The sequence below is a fragment of the Gilliamella sp. ESL0405 genome, assembly GCF_019469205.1.
Taxonomy (GTDB): domain Bacteria; phylum Pseudomonadota; class Gammaproteobacteria; order Enterobacterales; family Orbaceae; genus Gilliamella.
In genome coordinates this window covers 1,809,126-1,833,302 of sequence record NZ_CP048265.1, presented here as the reverse complement: position 1 = coordinate 1,833,302, position 24,177 = coordinate 1,809,126, and the positions used below count along the sequence as shown (strand labels likewise).

22 protein-coding genes, 1 pseudogene and 1 riboswitch are annotated in these 24,177 nt (G+C 36.7%); of the genes and pseudogenes, 15 read left to right on the top strand and 8 right to left on the bottom strand.

Annotated elements, in window-relative coordinates; all coding sequences use genetic code 11:
- Positions 1-409: 409 nt before the first annotated feature.
- The 7 genes from GYM74_RS12415 to uvrD all read left to right on the top strand — a co-directional run bounded on the left by GYM74_RS12415 (position 410) and on the right by uvrD (position 7,665).
- On the top strand, positions 410-544 hold the full coding sequence (locus tag GYM74_RS12415) for a lipoprotein (protein WP_220217705.1): 135 nt from the start codon (positions 410-412) through the stop codon (positions 542-544).
- Between the two features lie 17 nt (positions 545-561).
- Positions 562-1,809 carry a diaminopimelate decarboxylase gene (gene lysA / locus GYM74_RS07990; RefSeq protein WP_220217704.1) on the top strand — a complete coding sequence of 416 codons (1,248 nt, stop codon included), beginning with the start codon at positions 562-564 and terminating at the stop codon, positions 1,807-1,809.
- A 125-nt stretch (positions 1,810-1,934) separates the two neighbouring features.
- Positions 1,935-2,759, top strand: a complete 825-nt coding sequence (gene dapF, locus GYM74_RS07985; RefSeq protein ID WP_220217703.1) for a diaminopimelate epimerase — start codon at positions 1,935-1,937, stop codon at positions 2,757-2,759.
- Positions 2,760-2,863: 104 nt separating this feature from the next.
- The gene (locus GYM74_RS07980) at positions 2,864-3,598 is read left to right on the top strand and encodes a DUF484 family protein (protein ID WP_220217702.1); all 735 of its coding nucleotides are present in this window, start codon (positions 2,864-2,866) and stop codon (positions 3,596-3,598) included.
- A 9-nt stretch (positions 3,599-3,607) separates the two neighbouring features.
- A complete protein-coding gene (gene xerC / locus GYM74_RS07975) occupies positions 3,608-4,531 on the top strand; it encodes a tyrosine recombinase XerC (protein WP_220217701.1) in 924 nt (307 codons plus the stop codon).
- Positions 4,531-5,244, top strand: coding sequence for a 5-amino-6-(5-phospho-D-ribitylamino)uracil phosphatase YigB (yigB, locus tag GYM74_RS07970; protein ID WP_220217700.1), 714 nt, complete (start codon positions 4,531-4,533; stop codon positions 5,242-5,244). The genes xerC and yigB overlap by 1 nt, the downstream gene beginning before the upstream one ends.
- A 198-nt stretch (positions 5,245-5,442) precedes the next feature.
- Complete coding sequence (uvrD, locus tag GYM74_RS07965; RefSeq protein ID WP_370634062.1) at positions 5,443-7,665, top strand: DNA helicase II; 2,223 nt, start codon at positions 5,443-5,445, stop codon at positions 7,663-7,665.
- 77 nt (positions 7,666-7,742) lie between these two features.
- On the opposite strand, the gene cyaY is transcribed toward uvrD, so the two are convergent.
- The 6 genes from cyaY to GYM74_RS07935 all read right to left on the bottom strand — a co-directional run bounded on the left by cyaY (position 7,743) and on the right by GYM74_RS07935 (position 11,037).
- Positions 7,743-8,054: an iron donor protein CyaY gene (gene cyaY, locus GYM74_RS07960; protein WP_220217698.1), complete on the bottom strand. Its 312-nt coding sequence runs from the start codon at positions 8,052-8,054 to the stop codon at positions 7,743-7,745.
- 105 nt (positions 8,055-8,159) lie between these two features.
- Positions 8,160-8,699 (bottom strand): surface-adhesin E family protein, encoded by a 540-nt coding sequence (locus GYM74_RS07955; protein ID WP_220217697.1) that lies wholly within the window; start codon positions 8,697-8,699, stop codon positions 8,160-8,162.
- On the bottom strand, positions 8,699-9,472 hold the full coding sequence (locus GYM74_RS07950; RefSeq protein ID WP_220217696.1) for a hypothetical protein: 774 nt from the start codon (positions 9,470-9,472) through the stop codon (positions 8,699-8,701). The genes GYM74_RS07955 and GYM74_RS07950 overlap by 1 nt, the downstream gene beginning before the upstream one ends.
- 72 nt (positions 9,473-9,544) lie before the next feature.
- Positions 9,545-10,180 (bottom strand): thiamine diphosphokinase, encoded by a 636-nt coding sequence (locus GYM74_RS07945; protein ID WP_220217695.1) that lies wholly within the window; start codon positions 10,178-10,180, stop codon positions 9,545-9,547.
- Positions 10,181-10,199: 19 nt separating this feature from the next.
- Positions 10,200-10,661, bottom strand: a complete 462-nt coding sequence (gene rimI / locus GYM74_RS07940; protein ID WP_255556107.1) for a ribosomal protein S18-alanine N-acetyltransferase — start codon at positions 10,659-10,661, stop codon at positions 10,200-10,202.
- Positions 10,636-11,037, bottom strand: a complete 402-nt coding sequence (locus tag GYM74_RS07935) for a DNA polymerase III subunit psi (RefSeq protein ID WP_220217693.1) — start codon at positions 11,035-11,037, stop codon at positions 10,636-10,638. Before GYM74_RS07935 ends, rimI begins: the two co-directional genes overlap by 26 nt.
- Positions 11,038-11,126: 89 nt before the next feature.
- Here GYM74_RS07935 and rsmC point away from each other — a divergent pair, with 89 nt between their 5' ends.
- Entirely contained in the window at positions 11,127-12,164 is a 1,038-nt protein-coding gene (rsmC, locus tag GYM74_RS07930) for a 16S rRNA (guanine(1207)-N(2))-methyltransferase RsmC (RefSeq protein ID WP_220217692.1), read from the top strand.
- 218 nt (positions 12,165-12,382) lie between these two features.
- Here the strand turns inward: rsmC and hemN are convergent, their stop codons facing one another.
- Positions 12,383-13,783, bottom strand: a complete 1,401-nt coding sequence (gene hemN / locus GYM74_RS07925) for an oxygen-independent coproporphyrinogen III oxidase (protein ID WP_220217691.1) — start codon at positions 13,781-13,783, stop codon at positions 12,383-12,385.
- 289 nt (positions 13,784-14,072) lie between these two features.
- On the bottom strand, positions 14,073-14,573 hold the full coding sequence (gene yihI, locus GYM74_RS07920; protein WP_220217690.1) for a Der GTPase-activating protein YihI: 501 nt from the start codon (positions 14,571-14,573) through the stop codon (positions 14,073-14,075).
- Between the two features lie 165 nt (positions 14,574-14,738).
- Here yihI and coaA point away from each other — a divergent pair, with 165 nt between their 5' ends.
- From coaA to GYM74_RS07885, 7 genes and pseudogenes are all read left to right on the top strand, one after another.
- On the top strand, positions 14,739-15,674 hold the full coding sequence (coaA, locus tag GYM74_RS07915; protein ID WP_220217689.1) for a type I pantothenate kinase: 936 nt from the start codon (positions 14,739-14,741) through the stop codon (positions 15,672-15,674).
- 17 nt (positions 15,675-15,691) lie between these two features.
- Positions 15,692-16,129, top strand: coding sequence for a DUF1090 domain-containing protein (locus tag GYM74_RS07910; RefSeq protein WP_220217688.1), 438 nt, complete (start codon positions 15,692-15,694; stop codon positions 16,127-16,129).
- A 256-nt stretch (positions 16,130-16,385) separates the two neighbouring features.
- A riboswitch (PreQ1 riboswitch) is annotated at positions 16,386-16,430 on the top strand.
- A gap of 2 nt (positions 16,431-16,432) precedes the next feature.
- Positions 16,433-16,906, top strand: a complete 474-nt coding sequence (gene queF, locus GYM74_RS07905; protein ID WP_220217687.1) for a preQ(1) synthase — start codon at positions 16,433-16,435, stop codon at positions 16,904-16,906.
- Positions 16,907-16,933: 27 nt separating this feature from the next.
- A complete protein-coding gene (gene queC, locus GYM74_RS07900) occupies positions 16,934-17,593 on the top strand; it encodes a 7-cyano-7-deazaguanine synthase QueC (RefSeq protein WP_220217686.1) in 660 nt (219 codons plus the stop codon).
- Positions 17,594-17,614: 21 nt separating this feature from the next.
- A pseudogene (locus tag GYM74_RS07895) lies at positions 17,615-17,932 on the top strand (heparan-alpha-glucosaminide N-acetyltransferase domain-containing protein); the annotation flags it as partial.
- 153 nt (positions 17,933-18,085) lie between these two features.
- Entirely contained in the window at positions 18,086-18,772 is a 687-nt protein-coding gene (locus GYM74_RS07890) for a 7-cyano-7-deazaguanine/7-aminomethyl-7-deazaguanine transporter (protein ID WP_220217684.1), read from the top strand.
- Between the two features lie 279 nt (positions 18,773-19,051).
- Positions 19,052-24,139 (top strand): alpha-2-macroglobulin, encoded by a 5,088-nt coding sequence (locus GYM74_RS07885; protein ID WP_220217683.1) that lies wholly within the window; start codon positions 19,052-19,054, stop codon positions 24,137-24,139.
- Positions 24,140-24,177: the final 38 nt, after the last annotated feature.

Genomic DNA, 24,177 nt, shown 5'->3' with positions numbered 1-24,177 from the left:
GGATTTCGCAAAAAATCCCCCTATTCGGACGCAGGCACTGAACTGAAAATATCAACCAATTAACAGCGTCCGAAACCTACAAACCAAAAACCCGCAACTTTTAACGAAATAAAAACCTTGTCAAAAACTTTCAAAAATATAGGTGTTTAAGCAAAAAACACAAATCTTTGACCAGAACTTTCAGAAAACACCCACGTTTCCATATAAAAACCACTCCACCTTTAATCCCCTCACAATTTATCGCTCAAATATTAACCTATATTAGCCTATAACAAATGCCTACCAATTTACCAATTTCTGCCAAAAACCTTGATAATAAGTTAAGTTATCGAGATTTATTCTTTGCACGAATAGGGCTATCGTGTAATATAGATAACAATTATCAAATTGAATAAATTGTGAATAATCTATGCAATCTACAATAAAATTATTTTCTCTATGTTTAGTCGTATTGACTTTAGTTGGCTGTGGGTTAAAAGGGCCTCTTTATCATCCTACCAATAACTCTTATCAATCGAGCATTTCTTTTATGTTATTAAAATAGTTTAACAGGAAGCAAATATGGATTTTCTACATTATCGCAATGGCCAATTATTGGCTCAAAACATTGCTATAACAGATCTGGCTGAGCACTATGGGACGCCATTATATGTTTATTCGGCAGATGATATAGTTGAGCAGTTTAAGGCTTATCAAGCGCCACTATCAGAATGTAAGCACTTAATTTGTTATGCGATAAAAGCAAATAGCAATCTATCGGTATTAAGCTTATTAGCTAAATTAGGTGCTGGATTTGACATTGTTTCACAAGGCGAGCTGGAACGTGTTTTAAAGGCCGGAGCCGATCCGAAAAAAATTGTCTTTTCCGGTGTAGCAAAATCTGTTGCTGAAATCAAACGGGCTTTAGAAGTTGGTATTAAATGCTTTAATGTTGAATCCGAAGCGGAACTATACCGCATTAACGAAATAGCCGAACAGTTAGGTAAAATTGCCGCCATTTCGTTACGAGTTAACCCCGATGTTGACGCAAAAACCCACCCTTATATTTCAACCGGATTACGGGAAAATAAATTTGGAATCAGCTATCAATTAGCGTTAGAAACTTATCAAAAAGCGCAATTATTACCTCATATTAAAATAGTCGGTGTTGATTGCCATATCGGCTCGCAATTGACAGAACTATCACCCTTTGTTGATGCTGCTGATCGGATTTTAGCGTTAGTTGATAAGCTCAAAGCGCATAACATCACCCTTGAACATATCGATTTAGGTGGCGGCCTGGGCGTGTGTTATGATAACGAAAAGCCCCCTTCAATATCAGCCCTTATTACCGCATTAAAACAAAAATTAGCCCCTTATCCTGAACTGGAAATTCTCTTTGAACCGGGGCGATCTATTGTTGCCAATAGTGGCATATTGATTACTAAAGTTGAATATACTAAACATCAAGATGATCAGCATTTTGCTATTGTTGATGCGGGTATGAATGATTTAATCAGACCAGCGCTTTATCAAGCTTGGATGAAAGTATTACCGGCAAAAGCGCCACAATCTTGCGATCAAAGCTATGTTTATAATGTCGTTGGACCCATTTGTGAATCGAGTGATGTTTTAGCTTATCAACGTGAGCTTAGCGTTAAACAAGATGATCTGTTAGTGATATGCAGTGCTGGCGCTTATGGATTTAGTATGGCATCAAACTATAACAGTCATCCACGCCCCGCCGAAGTGATGTTGATTGATGATCAACATAAAATCATTCGTGAACGTGAAACGTTTGATGATTTATGGCGTGGTGAACAGGTTTAATGATTGTTTCAATGGTAGATTGACTTAGCAAACAATTGACAGTTTGTGGCTAAACAAAATAGGTGATAGCCATTAATTATAATAAAATAAAAAAAACAGTGTGTTAATACAGAAGGTAGACAAAGATGAACTTTTCAAAGATGCATGGACTCGGTAATGATTTTATGGTTATTGATGCGGTGACGCAAAATGTTCATCTTTCTGCTGAAATGATTAAACGTATGGCCGATAGATATACCGGCGTTGGATTTGATCAATTACTCATTGTTGAGCCACCTTACTCGCCAGAGAGTGATTTTCATTATCGAATCTTTAATTCGGACGGTAGCGAAGTGGAACAGTGTGGAAATGGTGCACGCTGTTTTGCCCGTTTTGTTCGATTAAAAGGCTTAACCAAAAAACGAGTCTTAAAAGTTAGCACAATGAAAGGCAACATCGTATTAACCGTCAACGATGATGAAACCGTGCGGGTCAATATGGGCACACCAATATTTGAACCGAATAAAATTCCTTTTAAAGCCAATAAAGAAGAGAAGACTTATATCATTCGGGCGCAAGAGCAGACTATTTTATGTGGTGTTGCCTCAATGGGTAATCCACATTGCGTTGTACAAGTGGATAATATTGTCACTGCCGCTGTGGCAACCATAGGGCCATTATTAGAACAGCATGAACGCTTTCCGGAGCGGGCTAATATTGGCTTTATGCACATTATCGATCGCAATAATATCAATTTGCGGGTCTTTGAACGTGGCGTTGGCGAAACTCAAGCTTGTGGGACGGGCGCTTGTGCAGCCGTTGCTGTCGGGATTAATCAAGGCTTATTAAATCAAAGTGTCAATGTGAATTTGCCGGGCGGTAAATTACTGATTGAATGGAAAGGCGATGATCACCCGCTGTTTATGACAGGTCCGGCGACACACGTTTATGACGGATTTATAGCAGTATAGTCGATTTTGTGATAATCAAATTTAGCCATATTTTGGTACGAAAACTGGCGTTTATCGCATAACGAAAATAAATCTTACTAATGATAAAACAATAGAAGTTGATTATGGTTGCTAAAGATACCCAGATAGAGAGCGCAAAATGCGCTGAGCATCAAAATTCAGCGATTGAATTAAATGATGAAATTGTCAGTCAATATATTATCGATAATCCGGATTTTTTTATCCGTAATGCGGCACGTATTGAACAGATGCGGGTACCGCATCCGGTGCGGGGGATTATTTCCTTACCCGAATGGCACATGGCAAGGCAGCGTAATAAAATCAGCCAGTTGGAATCTGAAATCACATTATTAATGGAGCACGCTATCGCTAATGAACGACTATTTAGTGATATGCTGTACTTACAGCTTCAATTAATCAAAGCCAATAGCTTAGATGAACTTATCCTCTCGCTCAATAGCTGGGCAAAAGCGCTAGGACTTAGCGGCGCTTATTTATATCTGTTTGATGACAAATGGTTACTAAATGCGCCGTCAAACTATCACAACCTCGCTTTAAACGCTTCACAGTTTGATTTTATCCGTGTTAGGCATCTACAATATAGCCAATATTATTTAGGCAGGTTAAATTCAACAGAAGTCGATTTTTTATTTCCAACACATGGTTATATTGGATCGGTGGCGTTATCATTATTTGGTAAATTTGGTGATTTAGGTCTTTTAATCTTTACCAGTCCGGATTCACAGCATTATCAAGCAGGACAAGGCACATTACTTTTAGAAAAAATCTGCGAAATATTACCCATTTTAATTGAAAGATGGGTAATGCGTAAAAAGTAAGGAATCGTAATGGATCAATCTGCACAACATGGTTTACCATTATTAACTCAGCCGGTTGAACAATTTCTAGATTATTTAAAATCTGAAAAACAGCTCAGTTTAAATACTCAAATTAATTATCGACGCCAACTTTATGCACTTATCAGCTTAATAAAAGATAGCGAGATAGCCCGCTGGCAAGATCTCGATTCATCAGCCGTCAGATTATTAATCAGTCAGAGTAAACGGGCTGGATTGCAGGCAAGAAGTCTGTCATTACGCTTATCCGCCTTGCGTAGCTTTTATGATTGGATGATTAAGTGTGATCTGGTTAGCGCCAATCCTGCTCGAAGTGTTTTAAATCCTAAGTTAGGGCAACATCTGCCAAAAAATATCGATATCGATGAAATCAATCAACTGCTTAATATTGAATATAACGACCCGCTCTCAGTGCGTGATAGAGCCATGCTTGAAGTGATGTACGGTTCCGGCTTGCGACTGTCTGAATTAGTCAACCTTAATTGTCGGGAGCTGAATTTGCAAGACGGTGAAGTACGGGTAATGGGGAAAGGTAATAAAGAGCGCAAATTACCGTTAGGGCGAGAATCGATTAAATGGATTAAACATTGGCTATCAATGCGGGATTTTTTAGCGCCACAAGATGATGCGCTGTTTATTTCCAAATTAGGTAAAAGAATTTCAGCCCGCAACGTGGAAAAACGATTTGCTCAATGGGGCGTGAAACAAGGTTTAAGCGCACATGTTCACCCACATAAATTACGCCACTCATTTGCTACTCATATGTTAGAATCCAGCGGTGATTTGCGAGCAGTGCAAGAGCTACTTGGGCATTCGGACTTATCAACAACGCAAGTCTACACTCATTTGGATTTTTCACATCTGTCTGAAGTTTATGATGCCGCACACCCAAGAGCCAAAAGAGGAAAAAAATAATGCATTTTTATCGTTCAATCCATTGCATCAAAGCCATCACTTTTGATCTTGACGATACCTTATATGACAATAGTTTGATTGTTGAAAATGCCGAAGCGCAGATGATTAAGGTTTTACAAAAATATGATGCCTTACAACATTTAACCTTAGCGGATTTTCATGCCGAAAAAAAAGCAATGTTAGCGCTTGATCCGGAAATTTACCATGATGTCATTGTTTGGCGAATTAAAACCATTAGCTCTGTTTTAACTAAAGCCAAAGTAAGCCCGGTGCAAATCCCGGCAATAACGGATGAAGCAATGGCGTGTTTTACTTTTTGGCGTCACAAAATGCATGTCCCCAACGTAACGCATCAATTATTAACTCAACTCGCAACAAAATATCCTTTAGCTGTCATCACCAATGGTAATGTTGAAATTGACAAAATTGGTTTAAATGATTATTTTCAGTTCTCATTACGAGGCGGTGCCGACGGGCGATCAAAACCCTTTCCGGAAATATTTGAGTTAGCAGCGCAAAAACTAGCACTGCCAGCTGACCAAATTTTACATGTTGGCGATAATTTATCAACCGATTTCAATGGTGCAATCAATAGTGGATTTTTAGCCTGTTGGATAAATATTTTTGCCAAAGATATTTTTCAACTCGCCGATGCCAGATGTTTGCCGCATATTGAAATAACACAATTGCCAGAATTAGATAATCTGTTATAATCTAATCGGTATCTGTATAAATAGACAGTGAAGTTAACAGTATTATGACGTTATTGTTAACCAGAAACCTATCTTAAGATCCCTTTTGATTAGATTCAACAAAACATTCAGAATTAAAAATATATATATTCATCGTTTTTATTAAATTAAGGCTAATTAGCGCTTGCTAATAGGGCAATAGGTTAAGATATAGTGGAAATAAAAACATCATTATTAGATGACCTCAATACTGAACAACAAAATGCCGTCACAACCGACAACCAATACACCATTGTGCTTGCCGGTGCGGGCAGTGGTAAAACACGTGTTTTAGTCCACCGCATTGCCTGGCTTTGTATTGAAAAACACTATTCGCCTAACTCCATTTTTGCTGTAACTTTTACCAATAAAGCTGCTGCTGAAATGCAAGAGCGGATACAAGCTATAGTGGGTGAAGGTTATTTCAACGGTATGTGGGTGGGTACTTTTCATGGTTTAACACACCGTTTATTACGCATGTTTGCTAAACAAGCGCATCTACCTTCTAACTTTCAACTGATTGATTCCGAAGATCAGATTCGGCTAATTAAACGCATCTTTCGTGAATTAAAAATTGATGAAAAGCAGTGGTCACCTAAAGAGTGTGCTGGTTTTATCTCCTCGCAAAAAGAGAAAGGGCTTAGAGCCAATGACATTGCCCCGGAAGACCCAAAACAAGTGATGTGGCAGACGATTTATCGTGATTATCAAGCGATTTGTGATCGTGTTGGTTATGTCGATTTTTCTGAATTAATCTTAAGGGCATATGAGCTATTATGCCGTGATAAAGACGTGTTGAATTATTGTCATCAGCGTTTTTCGAATATTTTAATCGATGAATTTCAAGATACTAACCAAATTCAATACCAGTTTGTGCAAAAACTAGCGGGCGATACCGCTAATGTGATGATTGTTGGCGATGATGATCAATCCATTTACAGTTGGCGAGGCGCCAATGCTGATAATTTACAACTGTTTATCCGAGATTATCCGGATACGGAGATTATTCGCCTTGAACAAAATTACCGATCAACCGGCATTATCTTACAGGCGGCAAATGAGTTAATCGCTAAAAATCAAAACCGGCTAGGTAAAAATTTATGGACTGATAGCGGTGACGGTGAAAAAATTTCACTTTATGTTGGGTTTAATGATATTGACGAAGCACGATTTGTTATTGGTCAAATCAAAAAGCGGCATGAAGAAGGGGAAAAATACGCTAGCTGTGCGATCTTATATCGCAATAATGTTCAATCTCGTATCTTTGAAGACACGTTATTGCAAAATGGCTTGCCGTATCAGATCTATGGATCTATCCGCTTTTATGAAAGGCAAGAGGTGAAATTAGCGCTAGCCTACCTACGTTTATTGCACGATCACAATAATGACATGGCATTTGAAGCCACCGTCAACACGCCTAGTCGTGGGATAGGACAAGTTACATTAGATAAGATCAGGCTGACGGCTAACCAACATCAAATCTCGCTATGGAATGCCTGTTTGAAGTTGATACAGATGAATGCATTAACGGAAAGGCAACGCTCAGGCATAAGTCGCTTTTTGGAACTGATCGACTCCATTTATCATGAAGTTGATAACCTGCCGTTTTATCAGCAACTTGATGTGATACTTAAATTATCCGGCGTACTGCAAATGTACGAACAAGAGCCGGGCATTAAAGGGCAATCAAGATTAGAAAATCTCGAAGAGCTGGTTTCAGCTGCTGAACAGTTTTATCGCACTAATGAAAATGCTGTGATTGAAGATAGCCAAACAGGTGAAACCCTTACCGTGTTAGAGTCATTTTTAGCTTATACTTCGCTTGAAAGTCGGGATGTGATAAAAGATCAAGATTGTGTGCAATTGATGACACTGCATGCCGCTAAAGGCTTGGAATTTGATAATGTCTTTATTGTTGGATTAGAAGAGGGGCTATTTCCGGCTCAGAAATCTTCGCAAGAAACCGATAGAATGGAAGAAGAGCGGCGTTTGGCTTATGTTGGGATCACCAGAGCGCGCAAGTGCTTAACCTTGACTTTATCGGAACTAAGACGTTTATATGGACGTGAAGAGCGTAATTTACCGTCAAGATTTCTTGCTGAATTGCCGGTTGATAATCTCAATGAAATTAGTTATCGAGGCAACTTAACCCATCGCTCTGGCGCTGGCCATGAGTTAACGAAAGATGAACAATTTTATCAAGAGCGTAAAAAATCTTATTGGGAAAAAAGCCGTGAAAGCGACGGTTATACTTTAGGACGCAAAGTCAAACATAACCGCTTTGGTGAAGGCACAATTGTCAATCTTGACGGTGAAGGTGACCACAGACGGGTACAGATCGCTTTTGTGAATGAAGGGATTAAATGGCTGGTGGTTAAACTGGCTAATCTAACCTTATTATAAGCTAATACACGAAAGTAAAATCGATTAAAAAAAGGGGAACAAATCGATCATATTTGTTCCCTTTTTGGCTTTGAGTTCTATTGTTCTGCTTGCTCTGTGACCGCTTGGCTAAAAATAGTTGTAAAGCTTTGATCGGAACGGTTACAGATAAACTGTTCATTGACATAATCAAAATGATAGCCTTGACGAGCTGTTGCCAGCCAAACTTGAAATAGCGGCTCTTGCGTGTTAATGATCATTTTACTGCCATTTGGAAAACTGATCGTCATCACATTGCCGTTAGTTTCATAATCAATATCGACATCATGTTTATCAGCATAATCATCTAAAAAGAGTTCAATTTCATTAAACAATTGTTCAGTAATAGCGTGGAATTGCTGGATATTCATACAAATACTGTTTTATCAAGATAATCAATGTATCGATATTAACATAAATGCCTACGCTCTGCCACCGCCCTGGCGGTCAGCGTAAAATAAGTGAAGGTATTAATGCTAGATTGGTAATGAACATGAAATAAGCAGTATCTTATGTTCATGGCTGTCATGTTTTGGCGAAATCCAACGATTAAGGAGATTAACACTTTCAATCAATTCGCCTTGACCATATTCAGCTTGGTACATCTCAGCTTTGCCTTTCGCTAACTCCATTTTATCGCAGTTAAGAAAATATTCGATTTTAATGGAACTATAATATTTTTTGCCTGTTTCATGGTTTTCTTGCACTAACGCCGGCGAGTAGTTGATATACTCGTCAATCATCCGTATTTTTGGATTATAACTGTGTAATTTGATCGATATTCGATCAAGATACGATTGCCCGACTGATTCACCTTGATTCAATTTTGTTAATGGAATGAAACGATGGATTATTGTTGTCAAATTTCCTTTATCCATTTCTTCTGTTAACGCTTTGCCGTGATTCTCTACTTCGATTTTATCTTGGAGATTTTCACTGATGTTTTCATCATCTGACATAACATGAGCTATTGCTGAAAAAGAGATCAGCATGAATAATAGACTTAGTGTTTTCATTAAATGTTGTCTCCGTCTTTAGGGATATTATTTTTGGGAGTCGAATTAGTTTGTGTTTCCGGGGCTTTTTGGCGTTCCTTTTGAATTCTTAATGCTTCAGATTTTTCACGACGTTCGCCTTCCAGTTTTATATCAATCGGTCTCATATCCGGGCGGCTTGCATAAAGGATACTTTTTTTCACATCACCTTGAATAGAGCACATTATTCGATTTTGATTATCGGTAAATGGTTCCAAATAAAGCGATTTTTCAACAGTTCCTTGTTTAGGAATGACGCCGTCAATAGAATATGGGTTGTCCTGCCATACTTTAGTATTAGAATTGTAAATTTTTGAATTGGCGATATACACATCGGTATTATAGCCATTCCATTTTATTTCACTTAATGCTTTTTTTATCTCATCTTCGCTGTTATCAAAGATAAAGCCCCAATAATAAAACTGGCCTGATAACGCTGTTGGGATATAAATATTTTGATAGCCGGTAATGGTTAAACCACGATAGCTTAAAGCTTTCTTAAACGTTGCTGTATATTTATCTGGTTCAACAACAGATTTTACCGGAATAAAGGTGACATTTTCTTCAGTAGTTAAATCAATATATTCATTGAAAAGTGTTTTATTATCCGCTAATTGTTCAAAAAACTGGTTATCACATGCAAGAAATGTATCAATGATCTTATCTGTGTGACCGTGTTGCTCATCTGCTTGAGCACTCACCGCATATGAAGCGAGCGTTGCACATATAAGTAAAGAATATTTTTTCAGACACATGGTTTAAAACCCTTAATTGATAATAAATTATATATATTGTAAGTATATTGTAAAGTAGTGTAAATGTTATTGTCAATTGCTTAAGTAAAAATTTTCAATAAAAATTAGTAACGTACCTGTTTCAATAACAACTTCAACTACGTCTGAAATGGCTTTATTGCGTACACTCACCAACCCACCAAAAGTTAAATTTTGATTAATTAATGGATAGGCAACACCGGTCACACTCACGCCGGTCGCTTGGCAAAATGGCAGTAAGGAAATAATCCGATCTTTTACTTTATGAATTGTTTGTCCGGATTTGGCAAAAAAGAAGTGACAACTATTGTCATAAAAAGTGATATTAAACTGCTGATGATATTGCAGCGCCACCGATAAATTACCTAAAAAATGGTCACTGCTGCGCCCGGCAGCGCCGTATACCGTAAAGGTTGTTATGCCTTTATCGGCAAGAAATAAGATCGCTTTTTCAAAATCAGTCTTATTTTGATCGGGAGTATAAATAATTTGGGTTGTGCAAGGCACGGAGCTCTTAGCATCAAAACTATCTAAATCACCAATAATAAAATCGGGGATGATTGCTGTTTGCGACAGATAATTATGGTAAGCGCCGTCAGTACAAGCAATATATTGATAGTTTTGAAGATCTATAGGGTAATGCTCTGGCGGCTCACCATTAACAAAAAGTAATGCCTGCTGTTTTTTCATCACACCCTCCTTGAACGCCTTATAGGGCTAATGTATATGCCATGATTATGGCATCTTCTGGCTTACCATCAGTGGTTGGATAATAATTTTTGCGGATAGTTATTTGGTTAAAGCCCAGTGAATGATATAAATTAATGGCAGCGGTATTTGATTGCCTGACTTCCAACCAAAGGGTTGAAATTGGCATTGGGGTCGTTATTGCCATTAACTGATCAATTAAGTGGCTAAGTAGTGCTTTAGCAAATCCTTGATTTCTGTAATCAGGATCAACAGCAATATTAAATAAATTCGCTTCATCGGCCACCTGTTGGCAAATACAAAAACCAACAATTTTATTATCGATAGTGATTTTAAAATTTAAATAGCGCTCTCCTTGATTCGAAAAAAACGTCTGTTGTGACCATGCAATAGCATGACAACGCTTTTCTAAAGCAAACGCCTCGTCTAAATCAGCTTCAGTTAGGGTGGAAATAGTCTTCATATTGACATAATTGATGCCATAGTTGGCGTTTTTGTTGTGGTGCATTAGCAAGTGTCTCTAAACTGGTGGTTGTGATAATTAACTGATTTTGCCAGCGCTCATCTGGTTGTGTATCAATAAACCAAACCACTTGTTTGATATCATCAGGCGATACGATTAACTGCGCAGGAGTGAGCACCAATACTTGGTCTTGGTCAAGATTAATGGCTTTTAAAATATCAAAATAGATTTTCTGCATCGGTTTTTGTTCGGCAACCACAATTAAACGGATTTGTTCGCTAATCTGTGTTGCCATTTCGCCTTTAAAAACAGTTGGTTTACGCAAAACGTACTGCGTAATTTGGCATTGTTGCAGATACCAATCTTGTTCAGTCATTATCAATTACGGTTTTTTTGTTAGAGATTAAGAGGGCTTAATTGTATAATCATCCACTAAAATTATAAAGGTTTTTTCATTGAGGTAATATGGCAACATCTGCTTACACTCCCGCCAGCCAGGTTATTGAACGACATCAAACATTTTTTAACGATAAAAATGTGATCATCGCTGGCGATATTCAAGATAGCTACCCAACTGTTTTATCCGCTAAACAGGTCAAAATTCATTGCACGCAGTTTCATACTTATTTGCGTTTAAAAAATAGTCATCGTGCACAGATCAGCTTCTCATTACTGCCCGAAGCTGAGTTTTATGTTGGCATGGATACACTTATCTATTATTGGCCAAAAACCAAAAGTGAAGCCCAGTTTCAGCTCTCTTATTTATTGCATAATATGCCTAAAGGCAGCGATATTTTTATCGTCGGTGAGAACAGAACAGGTGTAAAAAGTGTTGAAGCACTGTTGGCCGATTTTGGCACAATCCAAAAAATTGATAGCGCAAGGCGCTGTGGCTTGTACCATTTTCAAGCTGAAAGCCGGTTAGCATTCGAGCTTAGCCAATGGTGGTTAACTTATCATTTAACCATTGATAATCATGATATTGAAGTAAAAAGTTTGCCGGGCGTGTTTAGCCAAAAAGGGTTAGATGCCGGAAGTGAATTACTGCTAAATGCACTGCTTGACCGGCAAGATATTGTCAAAGGTCAAGTATTGGATGTTGGGTGCGGATCGGGGATCTTATCAACCGTCATCGGCAAACTCAATCCGGACGTTGATTTAACGTTATCTGATGTAAGTAGTGCAGCGCTTGCTTCAAGCAATGCGACGTTAGCTGCAAATCAGCTTAAAGGAACAGTGGTGGCCAGTGATGTCTTTTCCAATTTAACGGATAAGTATCATCTGATTATTTCTAATCCGCCTTTCCATGACGGCAAGGAAACCAGCTATACCGCTGTTAATACCTTGATCAAAGAAGCTAAAAAGCATCTTAAACTTAATGGCTATCTATGTATTGTGGCAAACTCATTTTTACCGTATCAAGCCATTTTAGATGAAACGTTTAAAAGTGTTGAATTGATTGCACAAACAACTAAATTTAAAGTCTATTTAGCCAGTCACTAAGAAGGTATGTTGCTTTGATTGAAAGTCAATTTAATCAAAGCAACAATTGGTCAATTTTCTCGATTGATATTAGCACTAAAGGCAATTGGAGAAAGTAGGGAAAAGATTTAGCAACAAATCTAAAACCGAAATCTTCAGTAGATAACAATTTGGGCTGTCATGCTTTACCTACTGCTGTGTTGCAATGATAAGGCTATCTAAAATTACTCTGTCTAACGTTAAATCACCCTTGAAAACTGTTGCTGACGAGCCATACGGCGCATATAGGTATCAAAGCACATACAGATATTGCGAATCAATAAATGACCTTTTGGCTGCACTTCAATAACATGTTGACTAATGGTGACTAAGCCGTCGCTTTCAAGCGGTTTTAACAAAGCGAGATCTTGAGCAAAATAGTCATCAAATACAATATGATATTGTTGCTCAATAGTGGTTTTATCTAAGTAAAAATGGCAAATGAGTTGCTTAATAACATCACGGCGGATCTTATCATCAAGGCTTAAATTAAACCCTTTCCATAAACCATTACCTTTTGTAGCAATCTGATTTTGATAAATCTTGAGATCTTTTTGATTTTGCGCATAACTATCGCCAAGCATACTAATCGCCGATACCCCAAGTCCTAATAAGTCAGCTTCTCCTTGTGTGGTATAGCCTTGAAAATTACGGTGGAGTTTATTTTGTTGTTGGGCAATGGCGAGTTCGTCGCTCGGTTTAGCAAAATGATCCATACCAATAAATTGGTAACCTGATTGCGTTAATTTTTCAATACTGGTTTGTAAGATTTGCAGTTTTTCGCTTGCATTCGGCAGATCATGGTCTTTAATTTTACGTTGAGCAGCAAAGCGTGAAGGTAAATGAGCATAGTTAAATACGCTTAGTCTGTCCGGCGAGATATCAATCACTTTATTTAACGTTTCGGTAAAACTTGCAACCGTCTGTTTGGGTAAACCATAAATCAAATCTAAACTGATTGAAGCAAAATGGTTTTTACGTGCTTGTTTTATCAATTGACGAATTAAGTTTTCGTCCTGTTCACGATTGATTAAATTTTGGATTTCATGATTAAAATCTTGAATTCCCATACTTAATCGGTTAAAGCCTAAATTAGCTAAATGGTCGATTGTATCGGGCGTTATTTCACGTGGATCGATTTCAATCGATAGCTCGGCATCATCAGCAAAATGAAAATGCTGCTTAAGCGATGCCATAAGTCGTGCTATTTCCTCATCGGTTAAAAAGGTAGGGGTGCCGCCTCCCCAGTGCATTTGTGATACGGTGCGGTTTTTAAATAGCGGGGCACGACTTTCGATCTCTACATCAAGCGCATCTAAATATTGGGTAACTTTGTGTGTTTGCCGGGTGATGAGCTTGTTGCATCCGCAAAAATAACAAAGTTTATGGCAAAACGGAATATGGATATAGAGCGATAATGGGCGATCATGATAGCGTGTCGCTGCGGTGATAAAATCTTGCTCATTGAAACTCTCATTAAACTCGAGCGCCGTTGGATAAGAGGTATAACGTGGGCCGGAATAATTGTATTTTTCAATTAATGCTTGATCCCATAACTGAGTTTGCGTGGGATTATTTTGATTTAAACCTGAATTTGACATTGCTTTTTTTATAACCTTTTTCAGTGGCTTTATATTTTGTCTTCGATCTGGTTTTCATTTTGATTCGATTGGTCTTATGTAAAAATAATAACACGCAAATAAATAACCCAAAATATAAACTTAACATAATTAACATTGGCATTATGATTGGCTCACCGGAATAAATTTATTCATAATCAAAATACCTATTTAAGGTGTAATTAACAGGTAGAATATAACTAACCGTCATTATATTCTACCCAATAATATTGATTATATTACAACTTAATTGAAAAATGGTTAAGATGAATTAATTGCGCTTTAACAAACTGACTATATCTTCTTTCTTGTCTAGCTCGTCTTCAAATTCGTCAAAATCTTCGTCGGTATAACCAAGCTCTTGCATCAATTGATCGATACGATTTAATTGCTTATCCAGATAATTTTGCTGTTCGGCAGTTAGCTTATGATCTTGTTCAACCAGATCGAGTAGCTGATCAAGTTTTGGATCATTTTCCAACTGTTCTAGCTCTTGCTGTGGTGTTAAGGTTTGCTTAACAGGCTTAGATTGTTTAACAGCCGGAGTGTGGGTTGCTTGTGGTTCAACCACTAATGATATCGGTTTTTTACTGCCTATTCGAGGGTCTTGACTAACTGAGTTTGCCTTTTTTTGGCGATTGTCACTATCGCCATTAAAGCGTGAGCCGCTCGGTAACCCTTTGTGTTTGCGTTTACGCTTCAATTCACGAGATGCTTCATTAATCTCTTGACGCGTTTTTTTGGGTTTTTGTTTCGATTTATTTTTTAACATACAATCTCTGTCTAATTTGACTAAATATTTACCTGCTATATTTTAACAGTAACTGATAAATATAGCTATGATGAACACGCTAAGTGAAATTCTGATTGTAAAAAATGGCAATTGTGTATAATCTGAGCCCAATAATTTGTTAGTGTGAAGCAGTGAGAATATAACATGAACAATCATTTGAGCCCTTATATGCAATTTAGCCGTCAAGAGTGGGCAAGCTTGCGTAATGCGGTACCAATGACTTTAAGCTCAACCGAGCTAAGCTCCTTACAAGGGATTAATGAAGATCTATCTATGGATGAAGTAAGTGAAATCTATTTACCTTTATCCAGATTGCTCAATTATTATATTAACAACTGTTTTAGTCGACAGGCAGTATTGGCCAAATTTTTAGGTAAAAGCCAAAAAATACCTTATGTCATTAGCATTGCCGGTAGTGTAGCTGTAGGGAAAAGTACCACAGCGCGCGTATTACAAGCGCTGTTAACACGTTGGCCTGAACATCGAAAAGTGGCATTAGTGACTACTGATGGATTTTTATATCCCAATAAATATCTCGAAGAACGAGGTATTATGAATAAAAAAGGCTTTCCGCAATCGTATGATATTAAAAAGCTGATCAACTTTGTGGCCGATGTAAAATCCGGTCAAGCGAAAGTTAAAGCGCCGGTTTATTCACATTTAGTTTACGATATTGTTGAAAACGAAGAGATTATTGTTGATAGCCCAGATATTCTTATTTTAGAAGGTTTAAACGTGTTACAAGGCACCATTAACTATCCGCAAGCGAATAATCGGGTATTTGTTTCTGATTATGTGGATTTTTCGATTTATGTCGATGCGGAGTTGTCGCTTTTACATGATTGGTATGTCAATCGTTTTTTAAAATTCAGAGCAGGGGCATTTAGTGATCCTAACTCTTATTTTAATCACTATTCTCAGCTCCCGGAACAAGAAGCGATTAATATCGCCAACCGGCTTTGGCACGAGATTAATGAATTAAATTTAATTGAAAATATTTTACCGACTCGTGAAAGAGCCAGTTTAATTTTAACAAAAGGTAAGAATCACCAAGTGGATTGTGTGCAGTTAAGAAAATAAACTTAAGAGGAAACATTATGAAATCAATAATTAAGTCGTCTGTAAGTAAGTTTACACTGCTTTCATTTTTAACAACACTTACCCTAGGTGTTTGTGCAGCAAACGTTGATGATCATCAAGGGCAGACTTGTGCCGGCAAAAAAGAGGCGATTGAAGCGCAAATTGCTGAGGCACAAAAAACCGCTAATCTTGAGCGTGTTCAAGGATTAGAAAAAGCATTATTAAATGTCAAAATGCATTGTAATGATGATAGTTTAGAGGCCGAATATAAAAAAGATATTAATGAAAAAACTGAAAAAGTTGCCGAACGACAAAAAGATTTAGCTGAAGCAAAACTCAAAGGCGATGAGCAAAAAATTGCCCAAAAAACCTCGAAATTAAATGATGCTGAAAAAGAGTTAGCGCAAGCTAAAGACAAATTAGACAATTTTTACAAAGAACTGAAATCGAAATAAACGCTATTTTTGCAAGCTTTAATCTCTATTATCCGACAAATTAGTCATCCTAAGCAGAATAACGGTGTGAGTTATTTTGCTTAAGATGACAACTCATTAACTTAATACGCATTGATATTGAATAAGCAAAATGACGGCGTTTTCTATGTAAATCCAGTGTCATTTAAATACTGTGTAATTTGCCTTCACACCGTTATAGTTAGTTATTCACAAGCAGGCTGGACTTTTAGAACAAAAAAAGGTAAGGTGTGCGCCTTATCACGTGGTTCGTAAACCTCCCACGCAAAAAAACTAAGGAAAATTATGAGTAACGTTACACTACTAGGCGATCAGTCTGTTCGCTATCCAACTACCTATTGTCCGGAAATTCTCGAAACGTTTGACAATAAACATCCCGGTAATGACTATTTTGTTAAATTTAATTGCCCGGAATTTACCAGCCTTTGTCCTATCACAGGTCAACCTGATTTTGCGACGATTTATATTTCGTATGTGCCGAATATTAAAATGGTCGAAAGTAAATCACTTAAGCTCTATTTATTCAGCTTCCGTAATCATGGTGATTATCATGAAGATTGTATTAATATCATCATGAAAGATTTGATTAAATTAATGGATCCAAAATACATTGAAGTCTGGGGTAAATTTACACCTCGTGGCGGTATTTCTATCGATCCATATGCAAATTACGGTAAACCCGGCACTAACTGGGAACAAATTGCGCTTAATCGTTTAGCTAATCACGATCTTTATCCTGAAAAAGTCGATAATCGTTAATCTCATCATCCTAACAGGAAATTTTTAATGCAACATCGTAAAGCACTTGTGATATTTTCTGGTGGGCAAGATTCGACCACTTGCCTACTGCAAGCAATTGCTGATTATGGGCGTGAAAACGTTGAAACAATCAGCTTTCAATATGGTCAACGACATGCCATTGAGCTTGAAAAAGCCAAATGGATTGCTGACGATCTTGGTGTAAAGCAAACCGTCATTGACACTTCAGTGATTAAACAAACGACCAATAATGCCTTGATTGATGACTCGCAAGAGATTAAATCAGCTCAAGAAGGGAATTATCCTAATACCTTTGTTGACGGGCGTAATATGCTATTTTTATTGTTAGCCGGGTGTTATGCCAAACAGCAAGGTATTAAAGATATCATTATTGGCGTATGTGAAACCGATTTCAGTGGTTATCCGGACTGTCGAGATATCTTTATTAAATCCATGAATGTTTCGATGAATTTAGCCTTGGATTACACATTTAACATCATCACCCCATTAATGTATCTGACTAAAGCGCAAACATGGGAAATGGCTGATAAACTCGGTTATCTTGATTATATCCGGCAACACACTCACACTTGTTATTATGGGGTTGACGGCGGATGTGGTCAGTGTCCTAGTTGCGAGTTACGTGAAAAAGGGTTAAATGAGTATCTAACCCATAGCACTAGATAGCATTATTTAAAGGGGAAATGCATGTCTGACAATCATCAACGATTAGTCTCATTGGATGTATTGCGAGGAATGACCATTGCAGGAATGATTTTAGTGAATAATCCCGGGTCGCCAAATGCTATTTATCCTTTACTTAGGCATGCTAAATGGAACGGGCTGACTTTTGCCGATCTCATCTTTCCATTATTTATGTTTATTATGGGAGTGTCGACTTATATTTCCTTAAATAAATTAGAATTTAAGCTTAATAAGATTCTGCTAATTAAAATTTTGAAAAGAACGCTGATCATTTTTGCTATTGGATTATTGATTGTCGTGATTTGTTGGTTGATTGCTTTTATTTTATATAAAAAGCATTTTTTTATAACAATTTAAAAATATTAGATATCGATGTAATTAAATTCGGCTTATCCGACATTTTTAACCTTAATTACATCATTTTTACGTTAAAGATTATGGGTTCTCTCACCCCATTTAAAAAAGGAAACGAATATGTATTTGAATATTCACTCTGAAACACTTCAGAACAAATTTAATTCAGCTCAGCAGCGCAAGGCGCTTTGCTGGCTCTCTTTTTTTCATATTTTAGTTATTGCATCAAGCAATTATCTGGTACAAATCCCATTTGATATCTTCGGTTTTCATACCACTTGGGGAGCATTTACCTTTCCATTTATCTTTTTAACCACCGATTTAACCATTCGGGTATTTGGTGCTAGTCTTGCCAGAAAAATTATCTTTGTTGTTATGATACCGGCATTACTGTTCTCTTATTCCATTTCGGTTGTGTTTTTTGAAGGGCATTGGATGGGATTTTCAGCTTTATCTGATTTTAATACTTTTGTTTTTCGAATAGCATTAGCCAGTTTTGCCGCTTATTTGGTTGGGCAGCTTATGGATATTACTGTGTTTAATTATTTACGCAAAAATAAAGCATGGTGGGTTGCGCCTTCGGCATCAGCGGTGTTAGGTAATGGTATAGATACTATCGTCTTTTTTGCCATTGCCTTTTATCAAAGTAGCGACGAATTTATGGCCAATCATTGGATCGAGATTGCTGCAATTGACTATAGTTTTAAAATTTTGATTTGTGGATTATTCTTCTTACCGCTTTATGGTGTAATTTTAAATTTGATCTTAAAAAGATTAATTTCGAAGCCTAAAGTGAGTCAATTTTAATTCTTTGCTTTAATTAAGTTAACTTACTTGAATTTAAACCGCTAAAATCATTAAAAAATCCTAAAAAACTCATCTTATGTTTTGCCCATTTAGATGAGTTTTCTCTCAAAGATTCGAATTCTAAATAATCTTTATCTCAAAAGGGTTATTCATTAATTCTCTTTTTTTCAAAATATTTTAGAAAGCGCTTTGTCTATTGGTCAGTACAGTGCATAATATATACAAAAAGTAGTATATATAATTCAAAGAAAATTAAAATAATTAAGGAACGGTGAAATAATGAAATTTATCAAGAAGTTAGCTGTTTTTAGTGTATTTCTGGCTCTTTCCGGTTGCGATGATAGCAATCAGAATCAAAATGTTGGAAGTGAGCCAATCGATAACAATTCCCAAATGCAGTCGGCTAGTAGTTCTATTGCACCCACTGAACAACAATCCACCAACAAACCGAATTTTTCGCCTACATCTGAATTAATTCAAAAGTATAACGGCAAACAATTGAAAGTTATTGATGCTTCTGAAGCAATTATTGATGGTTCAAGCACATTGGTCGTTACTTTCTCTGTTCCTATTAATCCACAACTCAATTTTTCTAATTTACTAAGACTAGTGGATACTGAAAAAGGGACTGTTGATGGTGCATGGGAACTATCAAACGATGGATTGCAATTAAGACTTCGATATTTAGAACCAAATCGTAGATTACTATTAACAATTGATAAATTGCTATCAGGCATCAATGACAGTCATTTACAAAGTGTTTATCAAACTTATTTGACGACAAGTTCTCGCGAGCCTATCATCAAATTTACTAGTTCAGGTATTTTACTACCAAGTAAATCAATGAGTGGAATCCCTGTAACAACGTTGAATGTCAATAAAGTTGATATTAATTTTTTTAAAGTGAAGCCAGAAAAATTCGTCTCTTTTTTTTCGAACATGCGTGGTCTATCAACTTCTGTTGATGCTTATGATTTTAATTATATGAAACAATATTTCGATTTAGTTTATTCCTCTCGCTTTGAGCTAAATCCTAAACCAAATGTTCAGGAAAATATGTTAATTAATATTTCTAATATACCTGAGCTTAAAGAAGAAGGTGTCTATTTAGCGATAATGACTAAGACTGGCGATCTCGTCAGAGCCGCTCCATCCTCTGTTTTTTCAATTAGTAATATTGGTATTTCAGTTCATAAGTATTCAAATAAAAATCTACTGGTAATGACCCATGCACTAGATGATGGAGCACCATTAGGCAATGTTAAAATAACATTACATAGCATTGATGATAGTAAAGGCCCTATCACTGTAAGAACTGATGCAGAAGGTTATGCAGAAATTGCAATGCCAGATAGCAGTTATTATTATTTGACGGCAAGCGATGATCAGCAAATTTCATTTGTTGACGTCAGATTTAATGGTTTAAATCTGACGGATTTTAATCTTTCCGGTGATCGATATAGGGATAAACAACTTTTTGTTTTTGGTCCTCGTGATTTATATCGTCCTGGTGAAACAATCTTTTACAATGCGCTATTGCGTAATGCCGACGGTCAGATATTACCTGATCAACCAATTGTTGTTGAAATAAAAACACCAGAAGGACGATCTATTGGGAGTGGTTCTATACCAAGTCAATCTGATAACCATGGATTATATCAATTCAAATATACTATCCCTCTTGATGCAGCAACCGGTAAATGGTCGCTTCAATTTAATGTGGGTGATGATAAAGAAAATATTACCTATTTTAATGTAGAAGAATTTTTGCCGGAACGAATGGCTTTGGACATTAATTCGTCGTCATCTAAACCTATATTAGCTAATGAAGATGTTAAATTTGATATTAAAGGTCGTTATCTATATGGGGCTCCAACTTCGGGCAATACGATTGAAGTAAGAGCATACATGAAAAAAATTGATAAGCTTGCCGGTTTAAATGATTTCATAATAGGTCAGTATATTGAAGATAGAGATTTTGATGAACTTTTCGATGAAGAAAAAAAATTAGATTCAAATGGTGAGACAGTAATAAAGACTTCATCAGAAGACTTTAAAGAACCAACATTAATTGGTTTGTCAGTTAGTTTACTCGATCCTGGCGGTCGACCTGTTACTCGTAACGCAACTCAACAGGTTTGGCCAACAGAAAACATGCCAGCTATCCGTCCAATGTTTTCTAAAAGCGAATATTATAATTATAGATCAGATAGTTATAATGAACGCTACACAATAGATAAGGATAAGACCGCTGAATTTGATATAGCGTACATCAATACCGACGGTGAAAAATTGGCGACCAATAATCTTACCACACGCATTATCAGAGAACGCCGTAATTATTATTGGTCTTGGGAGAATTATGGTGGATGGAGACAAGAATATAAAACCAATCAGTTTATCGTTCAAGAAGAACAATTATCGATTGCCTCTGATAATGTTGCAAGAGTAAGTTTTCAACCTAATGAATATGGTTCATATTTAATTGAGGTTGTTGATAACAAAACAGGTGCGAAATCAAGCTTGCGTTTTTGGTCAGGCTATGATTGGCAAGATAATACTGATGGTACAAATGCTTTACGCCCAGATCAAGTGAAATTAAGTATTGATAAAAAAGGCTATAAACCAGGCGATATAGCTAAAGTTCATGTTCAAGCACCAGTTGCAGGTTCGGGCTATATTTCACTCGAAACTAATGATGGAACGATTTGGAAGAAAGATATCACGATTGATGAACAAGGGCTTGAGGTTGAAATACCAGTTGAAAATTGGGAACGTCATGATGTTTACATTAATGCGATGATCGTACGCCCGACAACTGATAGTAAAGTTCAGACAGTAAAACGTGCAATTGGTTTACTTTATTTACCTATCGATACTAGCGAACGCCAATTAACTTTTACTATGGATTTACCAGCAAAAACAGAGCCTGAACAAACTATTCCGGTTAAAATTAAATTGGATAAACAATTTATTAAGGAAGATAGCAATATAACTGTTCTGGTATCAGCAGTGGATTCTGGTGTATTAAATATTACTAATTTTGCCACACCTGATCCTTATGCCTACTTCTTAGGTCGTAAACGTTTTGATGTTGATTATTATGATGTTTATGGCAGATTAATTGAAGGCTCGGGTCGAAATGTAAATCTCAGCTTTGGTGGTGATGCCGTATTTGAAAACAGTAAGAAGAAACCACTAAATGATGTTAAAATTATTGCTCAACAACTCGATACCGTTCAACTTGATGAGAATGGCGAAGGCATAATTGACTTACCATTACCAAAATTTAATGGTGAACTTCGCATTATGGCGCAAGCATGGGATGATGACCGTTTTGGTAAAGCTGAACAAACTATGACCATTGCAGCACCGATTGTTGTCGAGTTAACTAAACCGCGATTCATGGCTGGTGGCGATAAAGCATTATTAGCTTTGAAGTTACATAATATGACCGATGAAAAGCAAACTTTGCAAGTAAACATTTCAAGTGATGGGTTAATATTCCCGGATTTATCTCAAACAACTGAAGTGACACTTGATAGTCTACAAAAAGATATCATATACATTCCGGTTACCGCCGATTATGGTTTAGGGCATTTTTCTGTAAATACCAATATTAAACAAATAGGTGATGAAAATCATAAATATGAAACTAATGATCAATGGACAATCGGTGTCAGACCTGGTTATTCTCCTACTAACATAAATTATGTATTTGCACTTGATAGTGGCGAGAAGTGGAAAATGGATACTAATGTCTTAAATGATTTGATTAGTAATTCAGTTGATGCAAAATTGGTTGTCTCAACTACACCACCACTTAATATTGCACAATACATTAAAGAGTTATATGCATACCCTTATGGCTGTTTAGAGCAAACAGTCAGCGGATTATATCCTTCTTTATTTGCTAATAACTCCGCTCTTGCAGCGATGGGAATTGCTACAGAATCAAATGAAACTCGCCGTTCGAAAATTCAAAGAGGCATTTCACGCATATTAGGTATGCAACGAGATAATGGCGGTTTTGGATTGTGGAGTAGTGAAAGTGAAGAAGAGTTTTGGCTAACTGTGTATGCAACAGACTTCTTGTTGGAAGCGAAAGAACGAGGCTATGACGTTCCTTGGTATCCACTTGACAAAGCAGTTTCTCAACTTAAAAAATATGTTTATGACAACTCATCAATAGATGATAGAGATAATTATTATCGTAGTCGTAAAGTCATTCATTATAATCAACTTGCTATTAAAGCTTATGCCTTAATGGTATTAGCTAAACAAAATCAACTTGACTCATCGGTGCGTAACGAAATCAATTCTTTGTATCAACAAGTCAAAAGAAACGACGAGAATTTCGTAATATCACCTTTACCTGTCTTGCAGTTAGCTGTTGCGGCTAAAAAAGCGGGTTTTGAAACAATCTATGAAGATATGCTTCAAACAGCAATGAAGACTTCTTATCAAGATACAGATGAATGGGTTGGAGATTATGGCAGTGAAATACGTGATAATGCATTAGTATTGGCATTATTAGTTAGTAACCAAATAAGTTCTAATAATATCTCTGATTATCATGTTACTTTATCCGATTTACTCATGGATAATCGTTATTTATCAACTCAAGAATTGGGGGCTTTATTTATTGCAGGTCTGTCAGTTGAGGAAAATAGTGGTAAAGATAGCTTTACGTTTAAAATTAATTCGGAAACCGAAAATGCGGGTTCAACTTTAAACAAATCTTATGACTATGATGATCTCATTGATGGATTAACCCTAACCAATACAGAAAATGATAAACTGCTTTATGTTAAATTGACGGTATCTGGTTATAATAAAATTCCACCTGTACCAACAGAAACAGGTAATGAGATTAAAATTGAACGTAGTTATTATGATTTGAAAGGCAATAAAATTGATCCTTCTGAATTAAAAATAAATAGTTTAATGGCGGTTGTGTTAGAAGTATCAAGCAAAAAAGATATTCCTGATGCAATGATTATCGATTACTTACCTGCTGGTTTAGAACTTGAAAATCAAAACTTAACTAATAGCAGTATTAATCTATCATCACTACCTCAACTTGCTAACTTACTCGATGGTGAAGATAGCAGTAATGTGAAATATCAAGAGTTCCGCGATGATAGATATGTGGCGGCAGTTGATGTTGATGGCTACACAAGTAATGACCAATATACTTATCACAAGCGTGTCGCATATCTTGTAAGAGCAGTGACACCGGGTAATTTTGTGGTGCCAAATCCATATGTTGAGTCTATGTATCGCCCATCGATATTTGCTATTGGCCAATCACCGGAAATTATTACAATTACATCCGATCAAACGGAACAACCGGAAGTTGAATAATCAGTCAGTATCACTGAATTGAAGTGATTGAACGATAC

Coding starts and splice junctions, on each gene's coding strand:
- rsmC (WP_220217692.1), top strand. CDS start 11,127: ATGGCAACATCTGCTTACACTCCCGCCAGCCAGGTTATTGAACGACAT.
- GYM74_RS07890 (WP_220217684.1), top strand. CDS start 18,086: ATGTATTTGAATATTCACTCTGAAACACTTCAGAACAAATTTAATTCA.
- GYM74_RS07910 (WP_220217688.1), top strand. CDS start 15,692: ATGAAATCAATAATTAAGTCGTCTGTAAGTAAGTTTACACTGCTTTCA.
- hemN (WP_220217691.1), bottom strand. CDS start 13,783: ATGTCAAATTCAGGTTTAAATCAAAATAATCCCACGCAAACTCAGTTA.
- GYM74_RS07945 (WP_220217695.1), bottom strand. CDS start 10,180: ATGAAAAAACAGCAGGCATTACTTTTTGTTAATGGTGAGCCGCCAGAG.
- xerC (WP_220217701.1), top strand. CDS start 3,608: ATGGATCAATCTGCACAACATGGTTTACCATTATTAACTCAGCCGGTT.
- coaA (WP_220217689.1), top strand. CDS start 14,739: ATGAACAATCATTTGAGCCCTTATATGCAATTTAGCCGTCAAGAGTGG.
- GYM74_RS07980 (WP_220217702.1), top strand. CDS start 2,864: ATGGTTGCTAAAGATACCCAGATAGAGAGCGCAAAATGCGCTGAGCAT.
- GYM74_RS12415 (WP_220217705.1), top strand. CDS start 410: ATGCAATCTACAATAAAATTATTTTCTCTATGTTTAGTCGTATTGACT.
- dapF (WP_220217703.1), top strand. CDS start 1,935: ATGAACTTTTCAAAGATGCATGGACTCGGTAATGATTTTATGGTTATT.
- lysA (WP_220217704.1), top strand. CDS start 562: ATGGATTTTCTACATTATCGCAATGGCCAATTATTGGCTCAAAACATT.
- rimI (WP_255556107.1), bottom strand. CDS start 10,661: ATGAAGACTATTTCCACCCTAACTGAAGCTGATTTAGACGAGGCGTTT.
- GYM74_RS07885 (WP_220217683.1), top strand. CDS start 19,052: ATGAAATTTATCAAGAAGTTAGCTGTTTTTAGTGTATTTCTGGCTCTT.
- yihI (WP_220217690.1), bottom strand. CDS start 14,573: ATGTTAAAAAATAAATCGAAACAAAAACCCAAAAAAACGCGTCAAGAG.
- yigB (WP_220217700.1), top strand. CDS start 4,531: ATGCATTTTTATCGTTCAATCCATTGCATCAAAGCCATCACTTTTGAT.
- queF (WP_220217687.1), top strand. CDS start 16,433: ATGAGTAACGTTACACTACTAGGCGATCAGTCTGTTCGCTATCCAACT.
- GYM74_RS07935 (WP_220217693.1), bottom strand. CDS start 11,037: ATGACTGAACAAGATTGGTATCTGCAACAATGCCAAATTACGCAGTAC.
- GYM74_RS07950 (WP_220217696.1), bottom strand. CDS start 9,472: ATGTGTCTGAAAAAATATTCTTTACTTATATGTGCAACGCTCGCTTCA.
- cyaY (WP_220217698.1), bottom strand. CDS start 8,054: ATGAATATCCAGCAATTCCACGCTATTACTGAACAATTGTTTAATGAA.
- queC (WP_220217686.1), top strand. CDS start 16,934: ATGCAACATCGTAAAGCACTTGTGATATTTTCTGGTGGGCAAGATTCG.
- GYM74_RS07955 (WP_220217697.1), bottom strand. CDS start 8,699: ATGAAAACACTAAGTCTATTATTCATGCTGATCTCTTTTTCAGCAATA.